Origin of the sequence: Leifsonia sp. Root1293, from assembly GCF_001425325.1 — a bacterium.
Lineage (GTDB): Bacteria > Actinomycetota > Actinomycetes > Actinomycetales > Microbacteriaceae > Orlajensenia.
Genome location: NZ_LMEH01000002.1, coordinates 579,734 through 597,726, shown reverse-complemented (window position 1 = coordinate 597,726; position 17,993 = coordinate 579,734). Strand labels below are relative to the sequence as shown.

At 69.1% G+C, this 17,993-nt stretch carries 14 protein-coding genes; 8 read left to right on the top strand and 6 right to left on the bottom strand.

All coding sequences use genetic code 11. The features are described from left to right. The first annotated feature begins 62 nt into the window (after nucleotides 1-62). From ASC59_RS14640 to ASC59_RS14615, 6 genes are all read left to right on the top strand, one after another. Nucleotides 63-1,061, top strand: a complete 999-nt coding sequence (locus ASC59_RS14640; RefSeq protein WP_055824497.1) for a LacI family DNA-binding transcriptional regulator — start codon at nucleotides 63-65, stop codon at nucleotides 1,059-1,061. Then, nucleotides 1,048-1,980 carry a PfkB family carbohydrate kinase gene (locus tag ASC59_RS14635; protein WP_055824495.1) on the top strand — a complete coding sequence of 311 codons (933 nt, stop codon included), beginning with the start codon at nucleotides 1,048-1,050 and terminating at the stop codon, nucleotides 1,978-1,980. Before ASC59_RS14640 ends, ASC59_RS14635 begins: the two co-directional genes overlap by 14 nt. Nucleotides 1,981-2,081: 101 nt before the next feature. After that, nucleotides 2,082-2,435 (top strand): iron chaperone, encoded by a 354-nt coding sequence (locus ASC59_RS14630; protein ID WP_055825669.1) that lies wholly within the window; start codon nucleotides 2,082-2,084, stop codon nucleotides 2,433-2,435. Between the two features lie 130 nt (nucleotides 2,436-2,565). Beyond that, on the top strand, nucleotides 2,566-3,135 hold the full coding sequence (locus ASC59_RS14625; RefSeq protein ID WP_055824493.1) for a hypothetical protein: 570 nt from the start codon (nucleotides 2,566-2,568) through the stop codon (nucleotides 3,133-3,135). Nucleotides 3,136-3,185: 50 nt separating this feature from the next. After that, complete coding sequence (locus ASC59_RS14620) at nucleotides 3,186-3,497, top strand: DUF6412 domain-containing protein (protein ID WP_055824491.1); 312 nt, start codon at nucleotides 3,186-3,188, stop codon at nucleotides 3,495-3,497. Nucleotides 3,498-3,569: 72 nt separating this feature from the next. Next, entirely contained in the window at nucleotides 3,570-4,391 is an 822-nt protein-coding gene (locus ASC59_RS14615; protein ID WP_082513713.1) for a YidC/Oxa1 family membrane protein insertase, read from the top strand. Between the two features lie 121 nt (nucleotides 4,392-4,512). On the opposite strand, the gene ASC59_RS14610 is transcribed toward ASC59_RS14615, so the two are convergent. Beyond that, on the bottom strand, nucleotides 4,513-5,283 hold the full coding sequence (locus tag ASC59_RS14610; RefSeq protein WP_055824489.1) for a 3-hydroxybutyrate dehydrogenase: 771 nt from the start codon (nucleotides 5,281-5,283) through the stop codon (nucleotides 4,513-4,515). Beyond that, the gene (locus ASC59_RS14605) at nucleotides 5,276-6,682 is read right to left on the bottom strand and encodes an MFS transporter (protein ID WP_055825666.1); all 1,407 of its coding nucleotides are present in this window, start codon (nucleotides 6,680-6,682) and stop codon (nucleotides 5,276-5,278) included. The genes ASC59_RS14610 and ASC59_RS14605 overlap by 8 nt, the downstream gene beginning before the upstream one ends. Nucleotides 6,683-6,833: 151 nt before the next feature. On the opposite strand from ASC59_RS14605, the gene ASC59_RS14600 reads away from it, so the two are divergent. Beyond that, nucleotides 6,834-7,781, top strand: coding sequence for a LysR family transcriptional regulator (locus ASC59_RS14600; protein ID WP_055824487.1), 948 nt, complete (start codon nucleotides 6,834-6,836; stop codon nucleotides 7,779-7,781). A gap of 34 nt (nucleotides 7,782-7,815) precedes the next feature. Here the strand turns inward: ASC59_RS14600 and ASC59_RS14595 are convergent, their stop codons facing one another. Both ASC59_RS14595 and ASC59_RS14585 read right to left on the bottom strand, forming a co-directional pair. Further along, on the bottom strand, nucleotides 7,816-13,260 hold the full coding sequence (locus tag ASC59_RS14595; protein ID WP_157488159.1) for a CARDB domain-containing protein: 5,445 nt from the start codon (nucleotides 13,258-13,260) through the stop codon (nucleotides 7,816-7,818). 349 nt (nucleotides 13,261-13,609) lie between these two features. Further along, nucleotides 13,610-14,488, bottom strand: coding sequence for an LLM class flavin-dependent oxidoreductase (locus ASC59_RS14585; RefSeq protein ID WP_055824481.1), 879 nt, complete (start codon nucleotides 14,486-14,488; stop codon nucleotides 13,610-13,612). Nucleotides 14,489-14,599: 111 nt separating this feature from the next. Between ASC59_RS14585 and ASC59_RS14580 the strand changes: the two genes are divergently transcribed. Further along, entirely contained in the window at nucleotides 14,600-15,214 is a 615-nt protein-coding gene (locus tag ASC59_RS14580) for a flavodoxin family protein (RefSeq protein WP_235492744.1), read from the top strand. A gap of 43 nt (nucleotides 15,215-15,257) precedes the next feature. On the opposite strand, the gene ASC59_RS14575 is transcribed toward ASC59_RS14580, so the two are convergent. Both ASC59_RS14575 and ASC59_RS14570 read right to left on the bottom strand, forming a co-directional pair. Beyond that, entirely contained in the window at nucleotides 15,258-16,919 is a 1,662-nt protein-coding gene (locus ASC59_RS14575) for an alpha-amylase family protein (protein ID WP_055824476.1), read from the bottom strand. Further along, on the bottom strand, nucleotides 16,916-17,884 hold the full coding sequence (locus tag ASC59_RS14570; protein ID WP_055824473.1) for a TIGR03885 family FMN-dependent LLM class oxidoreductase: 969 nt from the start codon (nucleotides 17,882-17,884) through the stop codon (nucleotides 16,916-16,918). The genes ASC59_RS14575 and ASC59_RS14570 overlap by 4 nt, the downstream gene beginning before the upstream one ends. Nucleotides 17,885-17,993 lie beyond the last annotated feature (109 nt).

Sequence of the window (17,993 nt, the reverse complement as noted above, 5' to 3'; positions counted from 1 at the left end):
GAATCGTGACATCGTTGTCAAGCGCTAGCGCCGAGACCGGCGCCACGACGGCACGCCCGACCATGAAGCAGGTCGCTGCGCTGGCCGGTGTCGGCATCAAGACCGTGTCTCGGGTGATCAACGGGGAGCCCAACGTCTCGGCCGCGACGATCGCGCGGGTCACGGATGCTGCCCGCGCCCTCGACTACCAACCCGACCTGCATGCCGGCAACCTCCGCCGCGCCGACGGCAGAAGCCGCACTCTCGGACTCCTCGTGGGAAGCGTGAGCAACCCCTTCTCGGGCGCCGTGCACCGCGCCGTCGAGGAGGCAGCCATCGAGCGCGGCGTCGCGGTCTTCGCGTCCAGCCTCGACGACGATCCGACCCGCGAGGAGCAGAGCGTGTCGGCATTCCTCCGGCGTCGGGTCGACGGGCTCATCCTCACCACAATCTCCCCCAGTCAGGGCTACCTCTCCGCCGAGATCCGACGGGGAACACCCGTCGTCTTCGTCGACCGCGAACCGTCGGGCGTCACCGCAGACACCGTCGTGAGCGACAACGCCGCCGGCGCCGCCCTCGCCGTGAGGCACATGCTCAGCCACGGTCACCGGCGGATCGCCTACCTCGGCGACCGCGGCGACATCCAGACCGCGCGGGAACGTCGCCGCGGATTCCTCGAGGAACTGGGCCGTGCCGGTGTTCCGACCTCCGGCGTGCCCGTGATCGAGAACCTCCACGACGAAGCCACCACCTTCGACGCCCTGCTCGGGCTGCTGTCGTCCGACGATCCGCCCACCGCCGTCTTCAGCGCCCAGAACCTCGTCACCATCGGTGCCATCAGGGCTCTCCGCGCGCGCGACCTGCACCACACCGTCGCCCTCGTCGGCTTCGACGACGTGCCGCTCGCCGACCTTCTCGAACCCGGCGTCACCGTGGTGGCGCAGAATCCCCAACGCATCGGTCAGCTCGCGGCCGAACGGGTCTTCGCACGGCTCGACGGCGACGACGCCCCCGGCACCAGGCACATCGTGCCCACCCGACTCATCGTGCGTGGAAGTGGAGAGATAAATGCCATCGACTGATGCGACATCCGTGCCCGAATCGGTCGGAGAGGCCGAACCCCGTGTCGTCGTCATCGGCGACGCCCTCATCGACGAGATGCGCGACGCCTCGGGTTCGCGCGACTTCGTGGGCGGGGCGGCTCTCAATGTCGCCGTAGGCCTCTCCGTGCTCGGTGTCCCGACGACGCTGCTGGCGATGGTCGGCGACGACGACTCGGGCACCGTCATCCGTGATCACCTCGCCGCGTACGGCGTCGACCTCATCACCAGCGACGCCCCCCTCGGCTCCGCTCGCGCGGTCTCGGATCGCACCGACGGCGAACCGCGCTATGCGTTCAACGACGCCGCCAGGTTCCGCCGTTTCCCTCTCGACGGCGAGGCGCGCAGGGCGATCGAGGCCGCGCCGCTGGTGGTCGTCAGCTGCTTCCCCTTCGACGACACGGCTCAGACGGATGCTCTCCTCGAGGCCGTCTCCACCGGCGAGCGCCGCCTCATCGTCGACCCGAACCCGCGCTCGGGCATGCTCAGCGACCGCGATGCGTTCCTGGCGAACTTCGTGCGCGTCGCCGCCGACAGCCTGCTGTCGAAGGTGGGCGATGAGGACGCCGCACTGCTGCTGGGCGACTCCGTCGACGAGTTCGCCAGCCGCCTGCTCGACGCCGGAGCCGAATCCGTCCTGGCCACGGCGGGATCGCAGGGCGCTGCGGTTCGCCTGCCCGACGGCCGCTCGGTGAGAGCGGGCATCGCGCACCTGCCCGGACCCGTCATCGACACCATGGGAGCGGGGGACGCCACATTGTCCGCGACGGTGCGCGACATCGCCCAGTCCGGCCTGCCCGAGTCCGACGAGGAGTGGGGCGCCCTGCTCGCCGACGCCATGCTCATCGCCGCGGCGACCTGCCGCGCGGAGGGCGCACTGCTGCGGGTTCCCGGCGCCTGACGTCTGTTCCCGCAGGCTCTTCTCAGGCTAGATTCGCACCACGGAGCCGAGTGCGACCGGCGGCCGGGATGCATGCGAGCGCGCCGACGGAGGGAGTCGTGATGTCAGACAGGACCGTCACCGTCGAGGAGTACATCGCCCGGTATCCCGACGACATCCAGGAGATCCTCCGCCGCGTGAGGCAGGTCATCCTCGACGCCGTGCCGAGCGATGAGGAGAAGGTGCGCTACGACATCCCGGCCGTCATGCTCGGAGGCCGGTACGCACTCCACTACGCAGCCTGGAAGAGGCACCTCGGAATCTACCCCGTGGCCGCGGCCGAGCCCGAGCTGGAGGAGGCCATCGCGCCGTACCGCTCGGGCAAGGATTCGCTCACCTTCCCGTACTCGAAGCCGATCCCCTATGAGCTCATCGGGCGGGTCGCCGCGTTCGTCGCCGAACGCAGCGCACGCTGACCGGCGGAGGGGTCCCGCGCTGACGAGCGGACTCGCCATATACCTTGGCCGACGCATCCGTCGGCGACAACCCCTGTTGCCTTGCATGCCGCGGAGAGAATAATGGGGGCTTCCCGCTGATTGGAGTGCAATGGCTGCACAGGATGCAACACCCAAACCCGCGCTGGTCGCGATCCTTGCGATCGTCATCCTGGCCGTCGTCGCCGTCTCCGGCGTCTACCTGCTGATGGGGCCTCTCCCCGACGGCTTCGAGAGGCCGGCCCTCACCGACGTGCTGGCGATCACAGCGTCGGTCATCGCACCGATCGTCTCGATCGCCGCCGCCTACTACGGCATCACCATCGCCCTGAAGGCCACCACCGAGAGCGCCGAGCTGACGCGGCGTGCCACGGAGACGTCGCTGCAGGCAGCCGAGAACTTCACCACGGCGATCACCAACATCACCATCGACCTGCACAACCAGAACGTGCAGCTCATCGAGACCCTGCAGCGCGGGGGCACGTTCGCCGACGTGTCGTCGACCACGGATGTCGCCCCATCCGCCGCACGCTCCGTGCCCACGGCCACCGGCGCGATCCACGTCGTGCCGACGACCGGACCGAACTCCACCGTCGACACCCCGCAGCCGACCCCGGCGGGGCAGCACGCCAACGCCGACGACATCGGCCTCGGTCAGGATCGGCCGCAGACCGCGTCGTAGACACCGGGCGTTCCACCGCGCGCTGGCGTACGCTCGTGGGAGGAGGAACCATGCCGGACACGCTGCTGAAGGCGCTCGTGCTGATGCGCGCATCGACGCTGCTCGGCGCCGCGTTCCTCGTGCTCGCCCTCGCGCAGCCCAGCACGCCGACCACCCTCGTCGCCGGAGCCGCCATCCTGGCGACTGCGGGACTGCTCGCGACGGTGTCCCTCGCCCTGCAGGCACCGGCATCCGAGCTCACGGTGGGCTCCCGCTCGCACCAGCACCGCGAGGTGCTCTCGAGCATGCCAGCCCCACGGCATCCGAACACGGCGGGCCGCCCCCGCACCCGCGCGCCGTCTCTCCCCGAGACGGCCGCGTAGTCCTTCGTAGAACGAGGGTCTCGCGACCACCCATCGCGACCACTCTCACCCCTTCGACAAAGGACTCCTTTCGTGAACCTCTATGCCTTCGGGCCCATCGCGGCCATCCTCGACTCCGCCTACCGTCTCCTCCTCGGTTTCGCCTCGTTCATCGAACCGTTCGCCGGCGAGCTGAGTGCCGCGCTGGCCATCGTCACTCTCACCCTGGTCATCCGGTCGCTCCTCATTCCCGTCGGACGGTCCCAGGTGCGCGCCGAGTTCACCCGCCGTCGGCTCGCCCCGCAGCTGAGCGAACTGCAACGCCGCTACAAGGCCAGGCCCGAGGTGCTGCAGCGCAAGATGATGGAGCTCTACGCCACCGAGAAGACCTCGCCGTTCGCCGGCATCCTGCCCGCACTGGCGCAGGCGCCGGTTCTCTCCCTGCTCTACGGGCTCTTCGTGCTCGCCGTCATCAACGGCCACACCAATGCACTGCTCGGCATGCACCTGTTCGGGGTGCCGCTCGGCACATCGCTCGTCGCCTTCCTCGGGGCCGGGATGCCGCCTCTCGGCCTGATCGTGTTCGCGGCGCTACTGCTCGCGATCGCCGCGACCGCCTGGACGGCTCGGCGACATGCTCTGAAGATCGCGGCCGAGAACCCGCCGATCCCGCCGATCGCATCGCCCGCACCGGGAGCAGCCGCACCGGGGAGGACCGGAGGCGCCGGTGCGGCATCCGCGGCCCCTGTGCCGACTCCGCCGGCATGGCTGCCATCGGCCCTCAGTTGGCTACCGTTTCTCACTGTCGTCTTCGCGGTCTTCGTGCCGCTGGCGGCCACGCTGTACCTCGCGGTGACGACGGCGTGGACCCTGGTCGAGCGCGCGTGGCTGCGGAGGGCACTCGCGCCGCGCTGAGCCAGCTGCACCGCTCGCGGAGACAGGCCGGACGACCGAGAACAGGCCCGATCGGCCTGTTCTCGGTCGCAAGGCGTGATCTGGCCTGTTCTCGCGGAGCTGGTCCAGCCGTGCGGTCGCGCTACCGCGCCGACCAGCCGCCGTCCATCGTGTAGCTGGCGCCGGTGACCATCGCCGAGTGCGGCGAGGCGAGCCAGGCCACCAGCTCGGCCACCTCCTCGGGCTCGACGAGGCGCTTGATGGCGCTCTCGGCCAGCATGACGCTGGCGAGCACCTCGTCCTCGGGGATTCCATGAGCCTCGGCCTGGTCGGAGATCTGCTTCTCGACCAGCGGGGTGCGCACGTACCCGGGGTTCACGCAGTTGCTCGTCACACCGTGCGGCCCGCCCTCGAGGGCGGCCACCTTCGACAATCCCTCGAGTCCGTGCTTGGCGGCGACGTACGCCCCCTTGAACGGCGATGCCCGCAGTCCGTGCACGGACGACACGTTGATGATGCGCCCGAAGCCCTGCTCGTACATGTGCGGAAGCGCGGCACGCACCAGCAGGAAGGGAGCCTCGAGCATCAGCGCCAGGATGCGCCGGAACGCGGCGGGCTCGAACTCCTCCAGCGAGCTCACCCTCTGGATGCCGGCGTTGTTCACCAGGATGTCCACGTCGAGCTCGAGCGTCTCGAGCGCCGACACGTCGAGCAGATCGACGGTCCAGCTGGAGCCGCCCACCTCCTCGGCGAGCGCCGCGGCGCCACGCTCGTCCACATCCGCCACCACGACATGGGCTCCGGATGCCGCCAGCGCACGCACGCACGCCGCCCCGATGCCGCTCGCCCCGCCCGTGACGAGCGCGCGACGCCCCTCGAGCCCGGGCACCGCCGGCGCACCCGACTCAGGCATGCTTCACTCTGGCCGCGGGCGCAGCTCCGAACTTCTCCTCGTCGACGGCGTCGACCTCGCGCAGCGACTCGCCACGGGTCTCCTTGAGGGTGACGACCGTGACAGCGGTGATGGCGCAGGCGATGACGAGGTAGATGGCAACGGGCACCCACGAGTCGTAGGCCTGCAGCAGCGCCACGGCGATGATCGGCGCCAGCGAGCCGGCGATGATCGAGGTCACCTGGTATCCGAGCGAGACGCCGGAGTAGCGCATCCGGGTCGGGAACATCTCGCTCATCACCGCGGGCTGCCCGGCGTACATGAACGCGTGGAAGACCAGACCGATCGTGATGGCCAACACGATGAGCGCCGGGCTCGCCGTGTCGAACAGCGGGAAGGCGAAGAACGCCCAGCTCGCCCCGAGGACCGCACCGATGAAGTAGATGGGCTTGCGTCCGAACCTGTCGGAGAGGCGACCCACCTGCGGGATGGCGGCGAAGTGCACCACATGCGCGATGAGCAGGGCCAACAGGAGTTCACTGGTGTTGTATTCCACGACCGTCGAGAGGTACACGATCGAGAAGCTGACGATGATGTAGTACAGGATGTTCTCCGCGAACCGGAGTCCCATCGCCTGCAGGATCTTGACCGGGTAGCGCTTGATGACAGCACCCACGCCGTAGCTGGCCGCCTTCTGCTTCTCCTGCTCGGCCTTGGCCTCGAGGAAGATCGGGGCATCGGTCACGTGCGTGCGGATGTAGTAGCCGATGATCACGATCACGGCGGAGAGCCAGAATGCGACGCGCCATCCCCAGCTGAGGAACTGGTCGCTCGGCAGGATCCACGACATGGTCAGCAGAACGAGGGTGGCCAGCAGGTTGCCGACGGGAACGGCGGCCTGGGGCCAGCTCGACCAGAAGCCGCGCGACTTGTCGGGGCTGTGCTCGGCCACGAGCAGCACGGCGCCGCCCCATTCCCCGCCCACAGCGAAGCCCTGGATGAAGCGCAACGCCACCAGCAGTGCCGGCGCCCAGTAGCCGATGGTGTTGAACCCGGGCAGGCAGCCCATGAGGAAGGTGGCGACGCCGACGAGGATGATCGTCGCCTGCAGGGTGTGCTTGCGACCGAACTTGTCGCCGATCTGGCCGAAGACGATGCCGCCGAGGGGGCGGGCGACGAAGCCGACGGCGTAGGTGAGGAAGGCGGCGATGATGCCGTCGAGCTGGGTGCCCGCTGCCGGGAAGAAGAAAGTGCCGAACACCAGGGATGCGGCCGTCGCATAGAGGAAGAACTCGTACCACTCGACGACGGTTCCGACCATGGACGCGGAGACGATCCGCTTGAGTCCTGCGAGCGAGGTGCCCTCGCCGGTTCCGGATGCCGGAGCCTGAGCCCCGGTCTGCTGGTGTTGAACGCTCATGGCGTCTCCTTCGGTGTCGTCATTGACCCTGATGGCGAACGGCGTGCCGACGCGCGACGCTCGCTGGTGAACGTGGTTTCGTCGAGTGTGCATGACGACGGATGCTGCATCAATGACCAATCGCGCGACCTCGATGTGCATAATTGCAGATATGGCAGCGCAGCCCACATCGAAGCCCGGCTCATCTGAGTCGCAGGCCGACGACCTCCTCATCCTTCTCGCCGTAGCCCGCTCCGGCCGCTTCACGACGGCGGCCGACAGTCTGGGCGTCAACCACACGACGGTGTCGCGCCGCATCGCCGCCCTCGAGCAATCGCTCGGCGGACGGCTGCTGGCCAAGGCCGTCGGCGGTTGGGAACTCACCGAACTCGGTCGACGGGCTGCACGGGCGGCCGAGGGCATCGAGGTCGCCATCGCCGGGCTCTCCGCTGACGACGATTCAGCGGAGCACGAACTCTCCGGCGTCGTGCGCATGTCGGCGACCGATGGCTTCAGCGCCTACATCGCCTCCCCCGCCGTCGCCGCGCTGCAGCGGCGGCATCCGCGGCTCTCCGTGGAGATAGAGACCGTCACCCGCCGCGTCCGGCAGTACCGCTCTGGGCTCGACATCGAGGTCGTCGTCGGCGAGCCCCAGGTGCACCGGGCGTCGGCCTTCCTGCTCGGCGAGTACATGCTCGGCATGTACGCATCGCGGGCCTACCTCGACGAGCACGGGGTTCCGGCATCGATCGAGGAGCTCACACGGCATCCGCTGGTCTACTTCGTCGACTCGATGCTGCTGGTCGACGACCTCGACGCCCCGCGCAGGCTGGTGCCGACCATGCGCGACTCGATCAGCTCGACGAACGTGTTCGTGCACGTCGAGGCGACGCGGGCGAGCGCCGGCATCGGGTTCCTGCCGTGCTTCATGGCCGATCGGCACGACGACCTGGTGCGCCTGCTGCCGGAGCGCTTCGCCGAGAGGCTGCCCTACTGGATGGTGCTGCGACCCGACTCCCTGCGGCTGCCCGCCGTGGCCGCGGTGGCGGACGCGCTGCGAGCACAGACCGCCGGCTTCGAGCGCGAGTTGTTGGGCCGGCGGCCATCCGCGGTGGAGTGATGCCCGACGGCAGCGACGACGCGGCGCTGGTCCATCACCGGAAGCGTGCGCCGCTTCGACGCCGCAGCACCAGGCCGGCTCCCCCGAGCAGGATCAGCGCGAAGGCCAGCGCGAGAGCCGACGCGGCGTTCACACCGGTGCTCACGAGTCCTGCGCTGTCGACACCGGACGGGCCGGCGGCCGGACCGGCCGGACCGGTCCCCGGATCGCCGGGAGGGGGTGTTCCCGGCGACGTCGTCGGCGGATCCGTCGGCGGTGGATCCGTCGAGGGCGGGTCGGTCGGAGGCGGTGGCTCGGCGACCGCGAGCAGAGTCACCAGCGCGGTGGCCTCGTTGTCTGGCGTGCTCGGGTCGAGCGCACCCGACCCGATGAAGCCGGTGTTGGAGAAGGTCGTCGTGGCGAGGTCCGCGGTGTCGACGGTGAGGATGACGGTCGACGTGCCACCGAGCGGAAGAGCTCCGACGGGGCAGGTCACGACGATGTTCCCCTCCAGCTCGACAGTCGTGCAGACGGATGTCGACCCCTCGACCACCGCGGAGATCAGGGTGGTTCCTGCCGGGAGCGTGTCCGTGAAGACAGTCGCGGGCGCGGTGGCCGGCCCGAGGTTGACCGCTCTGAGGCGGAATGTCACCGGCTCGCCGATCGTCGGGCGCGGAGTGACGACGGTCTTGGTGATGGCGGTGTCGGCGACCACCTGGAGGTCGACGATCGCCGAGGAGACATTGTTCCCGGCATCGGCATCCGTCGTGTCCGACGTCGCCGTTGCGGTGTTCTCGATCGCACCGGGGAGCGAGCCGTCGGGGAAGAGCACCGTGATGGCGACGCCCTGAACCCCGCCGGCCGCGAGCCCCGCAGCGGTGCAGGTGACCACGACGGGGGCCGGCGACGTGACGCACTCCATGGCGGACGGCGTCACGTCGACCAGCTCGGCACCGTCGGGCAGTGCATCCACGATCGAGGTATTGCGTGCATTCGATGGCCCGTCGTTGTCGAGCGTCAGGGAGTAGGTCACCGGAGCTCCGGCCGGAGGCGTCGCGCTGTCGACGGTCTTGTGCAGCCGCAGGTCTGCGTTGTGCACCACAGGAGTCGTGATCGTCGTGTTCTCGTCGCCTGGAGTCGGGTCGAACGTGTCGGAGGCGACGGATGCCGTGTTCGAGAGCTCTGCGACCGTGGTCGCCGGATCGAGGCGTCCGGCGACCCGCACCGTCAGCGTCTCGCCGGCCGGGATGGTGTCCAGAGTGCAGGTCACGTCTCCATCGGCCTGGCTGCACGAGGGATCACTCGCCTCGGGAATGAAGGCGATGGCGCCGTCGAGCACGTCGGTGAGAACTACGCCGGTGGCGTTCGAGGGACCCGCGTTGGTGATCGTCACGGTGTATGCGGCGCTGCCGCCCGCCACGAGCGGGTCGGTGTCTGCCGCCTTCGTGATCGAGAGGTCGGCCCGAGCCTCGACGGTCGAGGTGACGAGCACCTCATTGTTGCTGTCGTCCGGGTCCGGCGTCGAACTCTCCACGTCGGCATTGTTGCCGACGGACCCGCTCAGCTGCGAGTCGACCGTTCCGCTGACCGTCACGGTCACCGGCGGCGAGGGCTCCGCCGCCACCTGACCGGGGACCACGCCCAGGTCGCAGGTCACCTGGGTCGCTGACACAGAGCAGCTGCCCTGGCTCGGAGACGCGCTCGTGGCTGTGAGCCCGGGCGGGAGGTCATCCGTCACCACGACGTCGGAGGCGTCGGACGCGGCCGTCGCCGACCGGACGTTGCTCACCTCGAGTTGGTAGCTGAAGGTTCCACCGGCGACGAGAGGGTCGCTCAGCAGCGTCTTGACGACGGCCAGATCGGCGACGGGATCGGTGATGGTCTCGGTGAAGGTCGCGACATTGTTCGAGGCGTCGGACTCCGGCGTGGATGTCGACGCCCGCACGGTGTTCAGGTAGGTGCCCGGCTGGGCTGAGGAGGGAGCGATGATGCCGATGTAGACCTGCGTGCTCGCGCCGGGCGCGAGATTCAGCCCGTCGATCGTGCAGGAGAGGTCTCCGCTGGTGATCTCGCACGTGCCGCCCTGCAGCACGACAGCACCGGCGCTCAGTTCGAAGGTGTCGGTGAAGGAGACCGCGCGGGCGGTCGATGGCCCGCTGTTGGCCAGGGTGATGATGAAGACGTCCTGTCCGCCCGGGGCCGTCGATCCGAAGAAGGCCTCCTTGGTGACCGACAGGTCGACGATGGCCGTGGTCTCCGTCACAGCGGTGCCACTGTTGTTCGCCTGGCTCGGGTCCGGGGTCGACGAGCCCACGGTCGCGGTGTTGCTGAGAAGGGTGCGGATGTTCACGTTTCCGCCGACCTGCACTGTGACGGTCAGGTCGGGGTCCTCGCCGGGATCGAGGGTGCCGAGGTCGCAGGTCACGACGCCGCCTGCTGCCGTGCACGGGGAGGTCGCCGACACGAACGTCACGTCGGCGGGCAGAGGGTCGCTCACGATCGTGTCGGCCGCACTCGATGGCCCGGCGTTCCGCGGGCTGATCGTGTATGAGAACTGCGATCCGGATGCGGCCGTCGCCGGCGCCTGCTTCGAGATGCTGAGGTCTGCGCTGACCTTTGTCGTGGCCGTCCAGGAGGCCGTGTTGTTCGTGTCGTCGGGATCACTGGTGTCGCTCGTGGCGCTGACGGTCTCGACGGCATCCGGAGCACCCGTGTAGTCGGTGGGGATGTTCATGACGACGTCGAGCGTGGCGGCCGCACCGTTCGCGATGTCGCCGATGTCGCAGACGAGGGCGGAGGCGTCGGGGACGGCGCAGCTCCCCTGGCTGGGTGCGGCTGAAGCGAAGTCGAATTCGGGCGGCAGCAGGTCGTCCAGCACGACGCCGCGTGAGGTCGATGGGCCGGTGTTCGCCACGGTGATCGTGTACGTGATCGGGCTCCCCGCGACGGCGGGGTTCGGCGTCGCCGTCTTGGTGACGACGATGTCGGCGACACCCGTCACATCCGTTGAAGCACTCGCGGAGTTGTTCGAGGTGTCGGTGTCGGACGTGGATGATGTGACGGTTGCGGTGTTGGTGGCCGTTCCGATCGGGGCGCCACCGTCGGCGACCGCCTGGATCGTGATCACCGCTGTTGCGCCGGGCGAGCCCGAGATCCCAGCAGACAGGACCGGGATGCTGCACTCGACGGATGCGGCGAGGGCGCAGGTGCCGCGGGTCGAGGCGACCGAGGTCGCGATGACTCCGGTCGGCAGCAGGTCGGACACCTGCACGTCAGCGGCATCCGACGGGCCGTCGTTGCTCACGGTGATGGCATAGGTCAGAGTGCGACCGGCCACGACCGACGCAGGGCCGGTCTTCACGATCGAGACGTCGGCCTGCGGTTGCCCGGCGGTCACGGTTGCGGTGGCCTGGTTGTTGTCCACGTCAGGATCGGGGGTGACCGAACTGACCGTCGCCTGGTTCGTGACGGTTGTGCCGGCGGCCGATCCCGGCGTCAGCAGTGCGTCGAGGGCCACGGTGACCGACGCACCGGGTGCGAGTTCGGGGATGCTGCACTGCACGGCGGGCAGGGGCTGGGAGCAGGTCGCACCCTCGCCTCCGGCATCGAGCAGCGCGAGAGCGGTGGTGTCGTCGACGGCGTCGTTCACTGTCACGTTGCGCGCCGTGGAGGGGCCCGTGTTGGTCACGGTGACCGTGAAAGCCGTGGTGCCACCCGGGACGACCGTCGTCGGAGCTGCCGTCTTGGTGATGATGAGGTCGGCGGCCTGGGCGAGCTGGGCGGTGGCGCCAGCGGTGTTGTCGCTCAGATCGGGATCGGAGGTGGCCGACGAGACCGAGGCGATGTCGGTGACCGAGGTCTCGGTCGACCCGGGGTCACTGGTCCCGGTGACGACGACGGTGGCAGTGGCGCCTGATGCCAGCGTGCCGAGGGTGCAGGTGACAGCATCCGCGTCGGAGTCGCATGTCCCTTGGGTCGACGTCGCATCGGTGACGGAGATCCCGGTCGGGATGGGGTCGGTGACGACCACATCGTCGGCGGGGCTCGGTCCATCGTTGGCCACGGTCATGGTGAATGCGACAGGACCTCCCGCCTCAGCAGGATCGGGCGATACCGTCTTTGTGAGGGCGAGATTCGCCACCTCGTCGACCGGGGTCGACACCGGACGGAGGCGGTACGTGAAGCGACTTCCCACTGTCTGGGCGACGTAGTCGAGCTGGGCTTCATTGGTGACGGTGGTTCCGGCGGCGGCATCCGTGACGGCAGCGGAGAATCGCACCGTCGTCGCTGCCCCGGGTGCGAGGATGCCGCCGGCCGACCCATCAGCACCGGCACCGACCCGGAACCGCACGCTGCGCGTGGCCTCGTCGTACTCGGCCTGATCGTCGCCCGCGTCATCGGTCTGCGCACCTGCACCGGCACCCGCGACGACCTCGAGCGACCCGGGCACGTAGCTCGTGCCTGCGGGAAGCGGGTCAGAGGCGACGGATTCGGCTGCGGGGTCGCCACCGACATTGCTGAAGTTCAGCGTGTATTGCAGCGTGTCCCCCGGGCGCGCCGGCGAATTGCCGTCGAGGTTGACGACCGACTTCGTCGACGGGGTGAAGTCGGGGGCGAACAGGGTGATGGCGGTGGTGAGCACGCCGGGGAAGTATCGGTCTCCACTGCTGGTGAAGCGGAAGTCGGCTGAGGTCGCACCGTTCGGGATGACGCCTGATGCGCCGAGCTGCTTCACGTCGAAGCCGAGCATGTTGCGATCGGACGTCGAGCGGGTCGCGACCGAGACGCCACTGCGATCATTCGAGCCGTTGAAGAAGTTGGTGCCGGGAGACACCGTGGTGCCCAGCTGGGTCGAGTTGAGGGAAGCGCTGTCGCCTGAAGCCGAGAAGTCGCCCTCGTAGGCGACCATCCCGAGCTGGGCGTCGACTGGCCCGGTTCGAGGAGCCAGGAAGCCGCTCACCGTGACAGTCTGCGGCTCACCCTGCCCGACATCGGCGAATCCGTCGAAGACGGTGAGGTTGCGCAACGGCAGGTCGGGCGAACGGAACACCACGGCGAGCGACCACCCGGCATAGCGGTCCTCGCCGGTGCCACCGCGCACGTTGGCGCCCCAGTAGTCGCCGGCGCCGGCGGATCGCACGAGAGCCGTCACGTCGGCGAACTCCTGGTAGGCGCGGTCGGCCGAGGTGGTCGGTCCGAAGGTCGCCTGCGACGTCACGGCCTCATACCCGGACGCGCCCGGAACCTTGAAGGCCATGGTGCGCCGGTCCCCGGTCGCCGCCGTACCGCCCGGCCCCGCCGACAACCGAGCCCCCCAGTACAGGCCGGCCCAGAGCACGTCGCCATCAGCGGGCACTTCGAGGGCGGCGCTCGAGGAGTTGATCGTCGAGGGATCGGAATCGACGTCGAGGTTGACCATGGAGAAGGAGTTGTTGTTGAAGCGCGCCGTCCCGGCGCGGGCGCCGATGCAATTGGCTGCCGCCGCCTGGCAGGTCTGCAACTGGTTGCCGACGATGGCGATCGCGCCATTGTCGTTCGTCTGGAAACGGACGCCGAACGGGGCGACGGTCGCGCCGATCGCAGACGTGGTGAGACCGACGAGCGCGAGGGCCGATACCGCGACGAGGAGGGCCGCGACCCACGATCAGACTCGTCGCTTCACGTGCACTCCCCGTTCGCTCGTCCCCCAAACGTACGGCGCAGAACCGGATAAGTGAATAGTTCTCAGTCACGGATGCCGAACGGAAGCCCCCTCCCGCCCGCTGAGGCCCGGACGGCGTCCGCGGCCGAAGCGCACGGGGAGCCCCCGCTCGCTGAGGCCCGGACGGCGTCCGCGGCCGAAGCGCACCCTACCGAGCCGTCCTCGGCGGACCAGCGATCACCCGAGCCCGGGCATAGGACGCCACCTCCTCGGACGGCACCTGCCAGTTCGAGTCCAGCCACCAGGTGACACCGGCATCAGCCCACGGCTGCACGAGTGCGGCGTCGGCAGCGGCATTCGTTCCCGTCGTGGTGCCCTCCTGGATCACATCGAACGGCTGGTCCGCCAGGCCGAGCCTCGCTCGTTCGTCCTGGAGCCACGCGATGGCCTCCGCGGCGATCTCGGGCGTGTAGTGCTCCTGCTGAGCTTCGGGGCCGGCGACACCCGTCGCACCCGGCGGCGCGTAGTTGGGGATCCAGCCGTCGTAGCGCGCGACACGCCGCATCGACCGCAGGCGCGGCCAGACGCCGACGACCCAGGTGGGAATGCGCGGGTGCTGCACGATGGGCGGCGGCAGCATCTCCTCGGTGCGTTCCGCACGGAAGTGCGCACCGCTGTGCTCGAACGGCTCGGCCTGCCACAGCTTCTGCATCAGTTCGAGGCTCTCGTCGAGCTGTTCTGCGCGCACCCGTCGCCCGGGATCGCTCTCGAAGATCCAGAATCGCGCTTCGACGTCTTCGGGAACCCCCAGACCGGCCGACAGGATGACCCTGCCACCCGAGAGCCTGTCGACGGTCATGGTCTGACCGGCGAGCTCCCACGGCCGCCGCCGCGGGACGGGGGTGAGCATGGTGCCCAGACGGATGCGCTCCGTCGCCACGGCAGCAGCTGCGAGGGTCGACCAGGGGTCGGTCGCCCAGATGCCCTCCCAGACGAAGAAGCCGTCCCAGCCGCTCTGCTCGGCCAGCCCAGCCAGCTCGACGGCGAGCGACGGATCACTGCCGGTGAAGATGAACCCGTACTTCATGCGACCGACGCTACTGCCCACCTCCGACAGGTCAACCCCCTGCTGCGACGGCGCTGGGCCTCGTAGCGTCGGATGGGATGACCCGAGGAAACCCAGAATGAAAGGCACCCCATGCCCGCCGAGATGACCGTACTCGCTCTGAACTGCACCCTGAAGCCGTCGCCGGCGCCGTCCAGCACCGACCTCATCGTGCGCCAGGTGCTCGACCTCTTCGCCGCCGATGGCATCGCAGGCGAGGTGGTGCGCGTCGTCGACCACGACGTGCGCCCCGGCGTCGAGGCCGACATGGGCGATGGAGACGATTGGCCCGCTATCCGCGAGAAGGTCCTCGCCGCCGACATCCTGCTGCTCGCGACTCCCACGTGGGTGGGGCACATGTCGAGCGTGGCCCAGCGCGTCTTCGAGCGCCTCGACGCCGAGATCTCCGAGACCGATTCCGAGGGCAGGGCCATCCTCGCCGGCAAGGTCGCCGCCGTCGCCGTCGTCGGCAATGAGGATGGCGCCCACGCCATCATCGCCGACGCCTATCAGGGCCTGATCGACGTCGGTTTCAGCATCGCGTCACAGGCGGCGACGTACTGGAACGGCGAGGCGATGAACACCGTCGACTACGCCGACCTGGCCTCCACTCCGGATGCCGTCGCCACCGCGAACGCACTCCTGGTGCGCAACACGGCTCACCTCGCCCGAACGCTGAAGGCGACCCCGTTCCCGGCGCCGGCGTGACACCGGCGGTCGGCAGCGCCGGAAACGGCGCCGGCGAAGACCATCAGGTCAGCCGTCTGTCCCCCGGCCCCACCAACCGCAGCCAGCGGTAGCCGTAGGCGTCGAGGTGCACCTCGGCGCGTCCACGCTCGTCGACCGGGATGCGGGTGACGGCGAAGAGATCGGACAGCTCCCAGCCCTCGCCATCGACCTGGAGCGCGAGCGGCACGACCACGGGAGTGTTGGCGAAGTTGTGCAGGGCGATGAGGCGGCCGACGTCCGCGGTGACCTGGTGGGCGAGCACCGACTTTTCCGGCTGCTCGAGGATCTCGAGGGCGCCCCATCCGATCTCCGCCGACGCCCGGTAGCGGGTGGTCAGCCGGCGGATGAACAGCAGCATCGACTCCTCGTCGTGCATCTGGGCCTCGACGTTGACGTGCTCCGGCGCGTAGCCGTCACTGGGCGGCCGGGCCACGAGGCGTGAGGGGATGGCACGCGAGAAGCCGCCGTTGCGTTCGCTCGTCCACTGCATCGGCGAGCGCACCGTCAGCCGGCCGCCCAGCTCCTTGTTCTCTCCCATCCCGATCTCCTCGCCGTAGAACAGCACCGGCGTTCCCGGCAGGGAGAACAGGAGGCTGTAGACCAGCTTCATCCTGCGTGGGTCGCCGCCGAGCATGGGTGGCAGGCGCCGTGCGATGCCCCGCCCGTAGACCCGCATCCAGTCTTCCGGGGCGAACGCGTCGAAGACCTCCTGGCGTTCGGGATCACTGAGCTTGTCGAGGGTGAGCTCGTCGTGATTGCGCACGAAGTTCGCCCACTGCATCTCGGGCTCGAGCGCCGGTCGACGCGCCAGCGTCTCGGCGAGCGGCGTCGCGTCGGAACGCGCGAGCGCGAGGTACATGCGCTGCATCGCCTCGAAGTCGAACTGCATCGTGAGCTCTGCGGAGCGGCTCCCGCCGAAGTACTCGATCTGCTGCTCGTACGGCAGGTTCACCTCGCCCAGCAGGATCGCCTCGGACGACCGACGCTCGAGGAACCGGCGGATGTCGCGCAGGAACTCGTGAGGGTCGCCGATCTCTGTACCGGCAGGCGGCTCGATGAGAAACGGCACGGCGTCGACCCTGAAGCCGGAGACGCCCAGCGCGAGCCAGAACCCGACGGTCTTCGCGATCTCGTCCCGCACCTTCGGGTTGGCGATGTTGAGGTCGGGCTGCTGCTTGTAGAAGGTGTGCAGGTAGTACTGGCCGGCCTTCTCATCCCAGTCCCACACGCCATCCTCCTCGCCCGGGAAGACTGTCTCCGGCTGCGTCGCCGGCGGCTCGTCGCGCCAGACGTAGTAGTCGCGATACGGCGATGTCGGGCTGCTCCGAGCCGACTTGAACCACGGATGCCGGTTCGAGGTGTGGTTCATGACGAGATCGATGATGACCCTGATGCCCCTGTCGGTGGCGGTGCGGATCAGCTCGGCGACATCGCCCAGGCTGCCGAAGCGCGGGTCGACGCCGTAGAAGTCGGTGATGTCATAGCCGTCGTCCCTGTCGGGCGTCGGCTGGAACGGCATCAGCCACAGGCAGGTGACCCCGAGCTCGGCGAGGTAGTCGATGCGGTGCACGAGGCCCTCGAAGTCGCCGCAGCCGTCATCGTTCCAGTCCATGTAGGTCTCGATGTCGAGGCAGTAGACGACGGCGGTCTTCCACCACAGGTCGCTGGTGTCGGTGATCTTCACGCGTGCACCCCCGCCAGCTGCGGGAGCACCTCGGCGCCGAAGACGTCGATGAAGCGATCCTGATCGCGTCCGACGTGGTGCAGGTAGAGCCTGTCGAACCCGATCGACGCGAGCGATTCGAGGTGGGCGAGGTGCGCCGCAACGTCAGCCGACACGAACACCGGGCCCCGGATCGCGTCCGGGGCGGCATCCGCCGTCTCGGCGACGAAGTCGGACGGATCGTCAAGGTCCCAGGACCGCAACGGCGGCACCAGGCCGTTGCGCCACTGCTCGTTCGCGACGGCGAGAGCCTCGTCCTCGGTGGCGGCGTAGCTCAGGTGCACCTGCAGGCAGACCGGACCGGAGCCCCCGCTGTCGCGATAGGCGTCTACGACGGAGCGCAGCTGCTCTGGGGGCTGCGCCACGGTGATGAGCCCATCGGCCCACGTGGCGGCCGATGCGGCCTTCTCCACGCTGACGGCGGCGGCGAAGATCGCCGGCGGCTCCTCGGGGAGACTCCAGACACGCGCCCGGTCGACGGTGACGAGCCCGTCGACCGACACCTCATCTCCGGCGAGCAGCCGCCGGATCACGTCGACGCACTCCACGAGCCGCGCATCGCGCACGGGCTTCTCCGGCCAGGCGTCGCCGGTGATGTGCTCGTTCATCGCCTCCCCGCTGCCGAGGGCCGCCCAGAACCGCCCCGGATACATCGCGGCGAGAGTCGCCATGGCCTGGGCGATGATCGCAGGGTGGTAGCGCTGACCGGGCGCCGTCACGACGCCGAACTCGAGCCGCGTCGACTCGAGCGCCGCGGCGAGCCAGCTCCAGGCGAAGCCGGAGTGGCCCTGTTCCGGCAGCCAGGGCGCGAAGTGGTCCGAGCACATGGCCGCCTGGAATCCGGCCTGCTCGGCCCGCTGCACGGCGGTGAGCAGTGCGCCGGGGTGGATCTGTTCGTGTGACGCATGAAATCCGACGAGCGGCATGGTGTCCTCTCCGAACGGCGCTCTGCCGCATCTGCCTCCACCATCGCGGAGTGCATCCGGAGCCCACAACCCCTTGCCGTGTGCCGGTGGATGCGCTGCGGAGGCGCTC